Annotated in this window: 10 protein-coding genes; all 10 read right to left on the reverse strand. The window is 69.2% G+C overall.

Annotated elements, in window-relative coordinates:
• A partial coding sequence (locus tag J3S20_RS29475; protein ID WP_216840507.1) for a DEAD/DEAH box helicase occupies window positions 1-2,571 on the reverse strand: 2,571 nt, incomplete at its 3' end.
• On the reverse strand, window positions 2,568-3,641 hold the full coding sequence (locus tag J3S20_RS29480) for a HamA C-terminal domain-containing protein (RefSeq protein WP_216840508.1): 1,074 nt from the start codon (window positions 3,639-3,641) through the stop codon (window positions 2,568-2,570). The genes J3S20_RS29475 and J3S20_RS29480, both read right to left, overlap by 4 nt.
• A 543-nt stretch (window positions 3,642-4,184) precedes the next feature.
• Complete coding sequence (locus J3S20_RS29485) at window positions 4,185-5,138, reverse strand: phage tail tube protein (protein WP_216840509.1); 954 nt, start codon at window positions 5,136-5,138, stop codon at window positions 4,185-4,187.
• A 21-nt stretch (window positions 5,139-5,159) separates the two neighbouring features.
• Window positions 5,160-5,606, reverse strand: a complete 447-nt coding sequence (locus J3S20_RS29490; RefSeq protein ID WP_216840510.1) for a hypothetical protein — start codon at window positions 5,604-5,606, stop codon at window positions 5,160-5,162.
• A complete protein-coding gene (locus J3S20_RS29495; protein ID WP_216840511.1) occupies window positions 5,603-6,328 on the reverse strand; it encodes a DUF6441 family protein in 726 nt (241 codons plus the stop codon). Before J3S20_RS29495 ends, J3S20_RS29490 begins: the two co-directional genes overlap by 4 nt.
• Before the next feature lie 3 nt (window positions 6,329-6,331).
• Entirely contained in the window at window positions 6,332-6,631 is a 300-nt protein-coding gene (locus J3S20_RS29500) for a hypothetical protein (protein ID WP_092963389.1), read from the reverse strand.
• 10 nt (window positions 6,632-6,641) lie between these two features.
• Window positions 6,642-6,950, reverse strand: a complete 309-nt coding sequence (locus J3S20_RS29505; protein ID WP_343215338.1) for a head-tail joining protein — start codon at window positions 6,948-6,950, stop codon at window positions 6,642-6,644.
• Window positions 6,947-7,585: a structural protein gene (locus J3S20_RS29510; RefSeq protein ID WP_216840512.1), complete on the reverse strand. Its 639-nt coding sequence runs from the start codon at window positions 7,583-7,585 to the stop codon at window positions 6,947-6,949. Before J3S20_RS29510 ends, J3S20_RS29505 begins: the two co-directional genes overlap by 4 nt.
• Entirely contained in the window at window positions 7,582-7,929 is a 348-nt protein-coding gene (locus J3S20_RS29515) for a DUF2190 family protein (RefSeq protein ID WP_216840513.1), read from the reverse strand. The genes J3S20_RS29510 and J3S20_RS29515 overlap by 4 nt, the downstream gene beginning before the upstream one ends.
• 79 nt (window positions 7,930-8,008) lie before the next feature.
• Entirely contained in the window at window positions 8,009-9,391 is a 1,383-nt protein-coding gene (locus tag J3S20_RS29520) for a Mu-like prophage major head subunit gpT family protein (RefSeq protein WP_246603431.1), read from the reverse strand.
• Between the last annotated feature and the right edge of the window lie 100 nt (window positions 9,392-9,491).

Below are 9,491 nucleotides of genomic sequence, written 5' to 3' on the forward strand. Positions count from 1 at the left end.
GAACTTGCCCGCAGCATGCCGCGATGTCCCTGCTGCCACCGCCTCACTCAGCGTCACCATTATGTGACACAGTAGTATTAGGTTGCTGTCGGGAAACTCCGGCTGGAGGGCCACCGCAGCGATCCGGGACAGGCCGAGTTCCATGAACGACCAGCCGGCCTTGGTCGAGATGCCCAACTCCAACGCCAAAGGGAAATCGTAGACCTCGCCGATCAACCCTTCCTGGCCGGTCTCCCGGAGCACGATGTTGAGGATGTCGATGTATGCCTTGCCAAGCTGGACGAAACGGAAGCGTACTTGGTCCTCAATGAGGTCGAACTCCCTGCGAACGACGTCGTCCACGACGATCTCGCCAGGATCCCTGACCCGGCTGGCGGGGTTCCGCTCGCGCTGGATCCTGTTCTTCTCACGCTTCTTGTCGTCGTGCCGTTTCTGGCGTTCGACGGCCTTCGCGAGCATGACCGGATAGGGCACTCCACGCATCCACCGGACGGCAATGCCCGAAACGAGGCCAGCAAAACCGACGTCCCCGCGATTCACCTCCCGGTGGATCCTAGCGAAGATCCCGCCGTACCTGTCGGACGCTCCCTTTTCGAGCGGGCTGATGGGTATCAGTTCGAGTGTCTTCTCCTCCGCGACCTTCTTCAGCATGTTGTCGTAGAGCCGACGCAGCCCGAACGGATCGACGGTCCAGTTCGTCGCCAGCAGCGTCGCTGGAAGACCAATCTTCTCGTGTGCAGCGAGGCTCGCCACGGTCAGGCGGTTTCGCAGCCCCTCGTCGAGGCTGGCGAGGGTCCTTTCGACGTACCCGCGGACCTCGTTCCTGGCGGCCTTGGAAATCAGCAGTCCGGCGGCTGCCCTCACCCGTCCGGCATCCTCGTCGTGCGGCGACTCGGTCGGCATGGTGCCGCCCAAGGCTCCGAGCAGGCGTTCCGGAACCTCGGACGCCGTCCGCAGGAACGCCGACTGAACCTCGTAACCGACGAAATCGTCCAAGGGCTTGTCCGGCCAGTCCTCGTAGTCGACGAGGAACACGTTGCCGACGATGTCCGCGGACATGCGCCCGGCGCGCCCAGCGAAGTTCCACAGCGCCGCGGGAGCGAGCGGTTTCTTAGTGCCCCTTGTGGGCGTATCGATGAAGACGTTCCTTGCCGGAAGGTTGATGCCCTCGAACAGCGTCGTTGTGCAGACGAGAAATTTCACGTGGCCGTCGCGGAAGGCGCCCTCGAGGGTCTCGCGAAGGAGAGTCGGCATCTTGCCATAGTGGAATGCCACGCCCTTCCGGATCATCCCGGCGAGCGTGTAGTCGGGATGAATGTGCTTCTTTACAAAATCGGAGATGGTGGACAGCGCGGGGTCGCCATTGTCCTCAAGGCCGTGCGACAGTTGCCGCGCGACCTTCTCCGCGTCCGTTGGGCCTGTCGCGTAGACGAGGGATCCCCCTGTCGAGCCCAGCTCGAGGGCCGCGGCCGCCAGTCGACTGTCCGGCAAGTCGAAACCCCGCCCGCTCCGGTAGGTGCCGAGCCGCCGCGGACCTTCCGGCGTCAGAAGGTCCAGTTCGAGCGCGTTGCCGACTTTCGCCTTCCTCAACTGGATCCTGTTCTGGAGGACGGAGGAAAGTTCGGAACGCGCCACGGTGAGGTCGGGCGCGCCGAACGAGGCGCCGACCGCCTCAAAGCCGCGGGCACCCGGTGCGAGGAGCACGAGGCGCGTCGTCCCGCTTCGGCTGACCGCCTGCTCGACGCTGTCCTGGAGGATCATTCCTCTGGAGCCGTCCGAGAGGTTCTGGGCCTCGTCGACGACGACGAGGTCGAACGTCATTGCCGACGCGGCGAGCAGCACTTGGAGGCGTTCCTGTGTTAGCACGAAGACTTGGCGGTCCGGGCCGGAGGGGTCCTGCGTCGGCACGGTGGTGATCCTCACGTCGGCCGCCTCGCCGAGGCGCCTCTGGATCTTCGCGCTCACCTCCGAAAGGAGCGCCCGCGTGGGAGCGACGTAGACGGCGTGGAAGGACGCCGCCCGCTCGACCTGCCGGCACAGGTGCTCGATGACGAGGAACGACTTGCCCGCAGACGTCGGCGCCGAGATGGCGATCGCCCGCGCGTCGGGCAACTCGTCCCAGACGTCCTTCTGGAAGTCGGTCAGGGGGATCCACTGGTCTCCGACCCTGACGGTGTTCAACTCGCGCGAAAGGGTCCGGCGGAGAGCGTCGAGGAACGAGGGCCCGGTCTCGGCACCCTCGCGGCCAACGCGGTCTAGCGCGGGGAAGTTGCCGAGGTCCGTCAGGATGCGGCGGCCGCGCTGGTACGCTCCCTCGTCGCCCCCCGCGACGATGAGCGAGTTCAGGGCGATGGACTGCGCCATGCGCCGGTAGGCGAGATCGTCCGTCTGCACGAAGACGCCCGCGCAGTAGAGGAGCTTGTGCAGATCCTCGTCGGAGGGCGGCTCCGTCACGATCTCGATCTCGGCAGCGATGGAGCGGGCGGCGCCCGAGCTCTCCAGACGCCGCAATATGTCCGAGAACGCCGCGTGGCCCGCCATGCGGGCCGAGAGATCCAATGCAAAGCTCATGCCGGGTCGCCTCCCGCGTCCTCGTCGTCGTCCATGGCGAGGTCGTCGCCGTCGAGCGGCAGCTCCCGTTCGGCCACGCCCATCGCCACATAGAATGCCTTCCGCAGTTCGCGCACGTCAGGCACCGCCACAAACAGGACGATCGCCTTCGCAGGGTCCGCACCATGCTTCAGCAACTGCTTCCTCGCTGCAATCCGAAGGTTTCCGTGGTCGGCGGCGTAGCGTTCCGCGAAGTCGCGCTCGTGGATGTCGGGGGGCTGGTCGTCGCGTATGGGCAGGCGCTTGCCGAAGTGCCCCGGTTCCGAATGGCAGATGATCCCGACGAACCGTTCCCTGCGTCTGAGTTCGGGGTGGCCGATTACGTCGAAATGGTCGAGTGCGCGCTGCCTTGCCTCGCCCTCGAGCGCGTCTAGGTTCCCGAGGTCCGCGACGATCTCGTACTCGCGCAGGTACTGGCGGCGGTCGCCCAGGAACTCGGCGGCCGACGCGGCGTAGGACGCTACGCCCCGCCGGCCCTCGCTCGCCAGCTTCGACTCCAGGAAGTAGATCGTCAGCGCGCCGTTCTCGAAGACCGCGTGGATGCCGTCGAGCCCATGGACGGGCATGTTGGCCGCCGTCTTCAAGGACATCTTGCTCGCCACCTGCGCGGCCCCGAGGTGCTCCTGCACCAGGCAGTACGCCAGCACTTCGCCCAGTTCGCTTGCGCGCTCGGGATAGCGGGCGTTGAAGTCGATGAAGAGGTTCCTGACGGCCTGGTAGCATCGCGCGACCGCCGTCATGTCCGCAGCGATCTCGCGGCGGAACCTCTCCTGCCTGCGCCGGGGGAGTGCGTAGTACATGCACTCCGTCCAGAGGATGTCGGCGAGGTCCTCCACCCTTGGCCTGTCCTCGCCAAACCGGACGTGCAGCAGCCCCGTCCGGGGGCCTTCCCAGGCTTCGTCATGGACCGCCCGGACGCAACAGTTCACCACGCCGTCGATTTTTGACGGATTCAGCAGGGTCGCGAGCGCGCGAGCGAGGGCTCCCGCGTCGGCATCGGACCCGTCGCGATCCGCTTCGCCGTTCGCCATCCTAGCCCGAGGCACAGGCACCGGCGCTCGGGTTCCCCGGGCGGCGGCGTGGCGGGTATAACTTCGATTCGGTCGGCTGCATCGATCCGGCTCGTGCAAGGCCGTCGATTACAGCCGATGGGCAGCCCAACCGCAACCTGAGCGCGAACGGCTTGTTGCTATATGCAAGATTTCATCGGGCGTTGGCGGGGGGCGTCGAGCCCGACATACTTCCTGGAGCACTCGATGGGTGACCAAGGAATGATTGACGACGGTGTAGTCGCCAGCGCCCCTGACCTGATCGTCATCTCGAAGGCAACGACCATGCGCCAGCCGTACGCAACTGCTCAAGCCTGCGACCGGGAGTGCCCGCTGCTTCCCAGGAGGCTTTGATCCGATACGGGAGAATTCATGCGGCCACTAAGGGCTGGATGAACGACCGGCAGGTTTTGGGATTGGGCCGAACCTAGCTGAACGGCGAGGATGACCGCAAAGCCGCCATTCGCAGCACCCATCGCCAACGCCCCGGTCGTACCCGAATCCGGCTAATATGCCGATCGGACATCAGGCGTACTCCGTCCCCGCCTGCTGGTTCCGAAGTACCGCTGTCATCATCCGTGTCGCCGTCGGGTTGAACGCGGCGCGGAAATCGAAGCTCGCCTCCACCCCGGCCGGCCCCTCGACCGGCGTCTTGGCCAGCGCGAGATAGACCTCGTGCAGTGTGATGGTCAGGCTGCGGTTGGCGTCGATCGTGAAGGCCATGGCGAACTCCGCCGCGTTGCCGGCCTGCGCCTGGGCGAGCAGCGTCGTGTTCTCGAAGCGCACGGTGATCTGGCCGGTGCAGCGCGCGATGCCGGGATCCACGCCCTCGACGCGGCGGTCGGCGCGGATGGTGCGCACCGCCTCCATGCCATTCGCGTAGGTGAGCCGTGCGCCAGTGACCTGCGCCAGCGCCACGCTGCTGCGGGTGATCGACCCCTGCGCCTTGTTGAAGGCCGTGTAGGCGGCGCTGGTCGGCGTGCCACCTGAGGTAGCGCCGGTGCGCACCGAGCCCTGGCCCAGCAGCCCGAAGGTCGCCGTCGCTGCGCCGGTCGGCGTGAAGTCCATCTCCAGCGTGTCGGCTCGCACGCCGGTGCAGACGTCGAAGCTTGGCACGTCCGGATAGCCGATCTCCATCGCATTGCTGGGCAGCGAGGCGGCACCCGAGCCGAAGGTGTGGATGAAGTTCGTCGTGCCGGTCGTGGTCGGCGCGCCGAGCAATAGCCTTAGCCAGTGGCCGATGTTGATGAGATCGACCGGCACCACCGCCTGGCCGGCCACGGTCACCGTGTCGAGGAAGGGCGCGGCGGGATCGCGGTTGCTGCCGACACCGATCACGTCGGCATCCAGCAGCGGTTGCTCAGCGCCCAGGTCACAGGACAGGAACGGCATGCGCCGCCAATTGCTGCCGGGCGCGGTGCCGTAGGTGATCTCGGGCAGCATGAGCAGACGGCAATTCGCGCCAATGGCACGGGGCATGGGCTTTCTCCTGGGAAGGGATCAGGCCAGCGACGAGCCGGCGGCTGTGAACCAGAGGGTGATGGGGATGGCGGCGGCACGGGCCGCGGCAGCGCCTTCGAACTCGACATCCTCGAAGGACGCGCTGCCGGGCTGCGCCCATTCTACGGCGCCGCCGAGGGTGCGGTTGGCGGTGATGGCCGCGGCGACATCGACCAGCAGCGCGTCGAGCAGGGCGTTGCGCGCGGCGGGCGTGGCGCCGGCGACGGTGATCTCGACCTCGGCGCGATGCTCGATCTGCCAGGCCAGCGGCGAGAGTATCGGCGTCTCCTCCACCGTCTCGCCGTCGCGGACCACGACGATGCCGCCCGGTGGAATACGCTGCGGGATGGTCTCGCCCCGCAGCACAAGTGGGGTCGGGTTCTTGGCGGCCAGCGACGTGACCAGCCGGCTGTGCAGCGCGGTGATGGCCGTCTCGCGCGTGCTCACGCGGCCCTCCCGCTCTCACGTTCCCAGGCCGCCACGAAGCGCCCCGGCAGGCGACGCAACCCCCGCTCGGCGGCGCCGCGCACATCGAGCCGCTTGGCGAGCTTCACCTGAGGCAGCAGCAGGAACATTGGCACCATCCCCTGTTCCAGCAGACCCCGCGCCCAGGCCTCACGCCCCTTGCGGTTGGCGGTGCCGACTTCCGTCACGCCGCCCGCTACCAGCCGGGTTCGGCGACGCCGCCCGGTCTGCTCGCCCTGCCGCAGCGGCAGGCACCAGACGAAGCCCCGGCCCGACTTGAAGGGGCGCAGGAAGGCCTGGCCGGAGGTGACCATCTGGGCCGGCGTGACGCGCATGCCCTTCTCACCGCGACCCCGGCGCCCGCGCGCGGCGTTGAAGCCCGTGGGGATCGCCAGGAACTTTCCACCCCCCTTGGCCCGGATCAGCGCGCCGCGCTCGAAGGCGTCGATGACGTTCGGCACCTTGGTGAAGACCAGCCCCGCCGGCCGCAGCGACTGCCCAGACCGCGGGAAGATCTTCGACCGCCAGGCATTGGCGATGCCGCGGGCGTTGCCCGAGAAGGCGGTGGTGACCTGCCGCCGCAGCTCGGCCTTCACCTGTTCGGTCTCGGCACGGATCGCGGTCATGGCCGCGCGCTCGCCTGCGCGCACCTCGTCCGCCAACACCTTGCGCAGATCGCCCACGATGCTGGCGCCGAGCCGCATGGATCAGCGTCCGCCGAACTTGCGGCTGAGGATCCGCAGCAGCAGGTCATGCAGCGCTGCATAGCCGAGCGTGCCGGCGAGCCAGGCCACCGCGAAGAGCCACCAGCCGTCGAGCTCGAAGGCATGCGCGATCAGCCAGGCGCCGGTGCCGAGGCTGCCGCCAGCCAGCGCGTGCAGCAGATAGGCCCGGGTGAGCAGCGGCCGGTCGGTGGAGGAGAAGCGCGCCATCGCCCCGAGCGCGCCCAGGGCGCCGGCGAGCAGTGCCTCGCCGACGATGCCGCCGATGCGTTCGGGGTCGATCATGGCGGTGCTCCTACCGGCGGCAGAAGACGCGCAAGGCGATGCCCGCGGCGTCCCGTTCGGCGTGCCGGACGGTCAGGGTGTCGGCGCCGAGGGTGAAGGTGTCGTCCGCCTCGACCGCGGGCAGCACAGAGATGGCCACCGTCAGCACGTCGCTGGCCTGGATGACGCTGGTGCTGAAGGCGTCGCCGAGCCGGTCCGGCGCCGAGCGGACCACGCGCAGCAGCACCGGCGCCCCGGTCCCGCCGGCGCGGTAGGTCGCAGGCGTGCCGATGTTCGGATCCGCGGCCAGCGCATCCATGGCCGCGGCGAAGGCGCTCACGCTGGCCGCCGCAGCCGCCAGGCGAGCACGCCGACGACCGCGGCGGCGATGACCGCGATGGCGACGGCGGGCGCCAGCGTGCCCAGCGCCTGAATGGCGGGGGCGGCCTGCGCCACCGCGGTGGCGATGCCCGCCGCGCCCACCAGGACCGCGCCACGGCCGGTTCCCGTGGCCGCCGCCACCTCGCGGAGCGTTGCTGGCGCGGCTGGCGGAACCCCGGCCAGGGTGAGCGCCCGATCGATGACGCCGGCCGGATAGCTCAGCCCGGCGCATTCGTGGTGGATGATCGCCTCCACCAGCGGGCGGAGGTGATCGTGCCGATGCAAGTCGATCGGATCGTCCGGCCCAACACCGATCCGCCGCGCCACCACCGCGATGTACGCGGCGGTGTCGTTCTCGATCTTCGGCGCCCAGCGCTCGATGATGGCGCGCGGCGTCCGCAGCTTGTGCCGGTCCTGGTAGGTGACCAGCAGCGCCGCGAGCGCGCGGATGCCGAACTCGTGGCTGGTGAAGCGGCAGAAGCGTCCATCCGAGGGCGGCTCAGCCAGGCCCTGCCATTTGTTGGCCGGGACGTGCTCGATGTTGCCCGGGTTGCGGTTGCGGTAGCCCCGCGTGGCCTTCGGAACGATGCTCATGTGCCGATCGCCGGCACGCGGTTGAGCCACACCCGGACGGTGGTGTCCGCCGCGAGCGCCGCCAGGCTCGCGATGCCGACCTGGAAATTGCCGGTGGCCGTGGTGGTGATGCGCCGGTTGGTGTTGTCCCAGAAGACCCGCGCTCCGGCGGTGATCGCGAGCGCCGGCTCCTTGGTGATGTCGAAGACGCCCTGGGTGGCGGCCTCGATGATGGCATTCTGCGCGCCATCGACGGCGGCGACGCCGAACAGCGCGCCGACCAGGACCCCCTGGCCGGAGAGGATGCCGCCCGCATAGGGGACGGCGATGGCCAGGCTGTTGCCCGGCTGGACGTAGTTGCGCATGGCGATGGGAGCTCCAGAAACGCAGAAGGCGCCCGGTGGGGCGCCCTCTGCTGGGTTCACGATGGACGGGGAGCCGGGATCAGGTGCCCGGGTTGAACCAGGCGCCGCGCCAGTCGATGGCGCCCACGCCGAAGTCGAAGATCACGCTGACCTCGACGCCGTCGACGCCCTGGACGTTGCCGGTGGTGACCTGCGGCCCCTCGGCGCCGTTCAGGTAGCCGTAGACGTAGACCGGGGCGGCGAAGGGATCGGAGAATAGGTACCAGCGGTTGGCCGGGATGAGCGGCTCGACCAGCGGCTGCACGAAGCCCGCATAGACGTTGGCGTTGCTGGTCTGCGTCGCCTGGACGGAGACCGTGAGCTGCCGCGCCGCGAGCTCCTGGTTCGGCCCGACGAGCAGGCGCATCTGCGACCCCACTGCGATGGGCAGGCCGTCGAGCGTTCGCTGCCGCATCACCGCCGCACGGCCGAGCGCCAGGTTCGGCAGATCCAGCAGCGTACCGGCGCCGGCCTTGTTGAGCCGGGCGGCACCGGTGGCAAAGACCGGGGCCGCGCCGGTCACCAGCGTCGGGCCGTCGCCGTTGGCGCTGTTCACCAGGGCATAGGCCGTGGCGTTCTCGAAGTCGGCGACCCGCCGGCCGATCATGGAGGCGAAGTCGGTGAAGGCGCCGAGATCGTCATTGACCAGCATCTGCCGCGTCACACGGATGCGGCGCGCGAAGGTCTGCAGAAACACCAGCTCCTGGCTTTCCGACATGGTGCCGGCCTGGATCTCGCCATTCTCGGACAGCGCCACGAGGTTGGGGAAGTCGCCCACGCGCAGGTGGCGGTGCGGCTTGAAGTCGCGGAAGTCGCGGCGGAGGAACAGCGTGCGATAGGTCGGCTGCGCCGGGGCATAGGCCGCGAGCAGCATCTTGTTGGCCGCGGCCGAGAGCAGCGCGGGGAAGTCGCTGGTGGTGTGGAAGGCGCGCTCGGCCAGGATGGTCGGGTTGCGGGGGATGTTGCGCTCGCCGCGGGCGCGGAGCAGTTCGCCCATCATGTCGGAGGGGCGCCAGCCCATGAATTCGACGTGGCGGCCGGCGCCGGGGCCCGTGCTGGGCGCCTGGTAGCCGGGCATGGAGCGGGCGGCGAGCGCCTCGGCCATGGCGTCGAGCAGGCTGGCGGGGTCGTCCTGGCCGGGGCCGGTCTCCGGGCGCGCCGGCAGGGAGGGGCGCGGCGCGCTCTGGGCGAAGGCGTCCCACAGGCGACCACGCAGGACCTCGGGGGAGATGCGGTCGCGGATGGCGGCCTCGCGCATGGCGTCCAGCATGTCGGCGGTCACGAGGCCACGGGCGGCGGCCAGCACCGGCTCATAGGCGGCGATACGCTCGACGGCGGCGCGGTCCGCCTCGGCGCGGATGGCCTCGAGATCGGGCGCGGTCTGCGCGGCGCGGGTGGGTTCCGGCGGGGCGGTGGTGGTCACGGGGCTCTCCTGGGGCGGGGTGCTGGGCGGCGCGGGCGGCGCCGGCGCGGGATCCGGCGAAGCCGGCGTCGTCTCGGGCATGGGTGGTTCCTCGGGGATG

This window comes from Falsiroseomonas tokyonensis (genome assembly GCF_019024325.1).
GTDB classification, from domain to species: Bacteria; Pseudomonadota; Alphaproteobacteria; order Acetobacterales; family Acetobacteraceae; genus Falsiroseomonas; species Falsiroseomonas tokyonensis.

Coding starts and splice junctions, on each gene's coding strand:
- J3S20_RS29480 (WP_216840508.1), bottom strand. CDS start 3,641: ATGGCGAACGGCGAAGCGGATCGCGACGGGTCCGATGCCGACGCGGGA.
- J3S20_RS29485 (WP_216840509.1), bottom strand. CDS start 5,138: ATGCCCCGTGCCATTGGCGCGAATTGCCGTCTGCTCATGCTGCCCGAG.
- J3S20_RS29495 (WP_216840511.1), bottom strand. CDS start 6,328: ATGCGGCTCGGCGCCAGCATCGTGGGCGATCTGCGCAAGGTGTTGGCG.
- J3S20_RS29500 (WP_092963389.1), bottom strand. CDS start 6,631: ATGATCGACCCCGAACGCATCGGCGGCATCGTCGGCGAGGCACTGCTC.
- J3S20_RS29510 (WP_216840512.1), bottom strand. CDS start 7,585: ATGAGCATCGTTCCGAAGGCCACGCGGGGCTACCGCAACCGCAACCCG.
- J3S20_RS29515 (WP_216840513.1), bottom strand. CDS start 7,929: ATGCGCAACTACGTCCAGCCGGGCAACAGCCTGGCCATCGCCGTCCCC.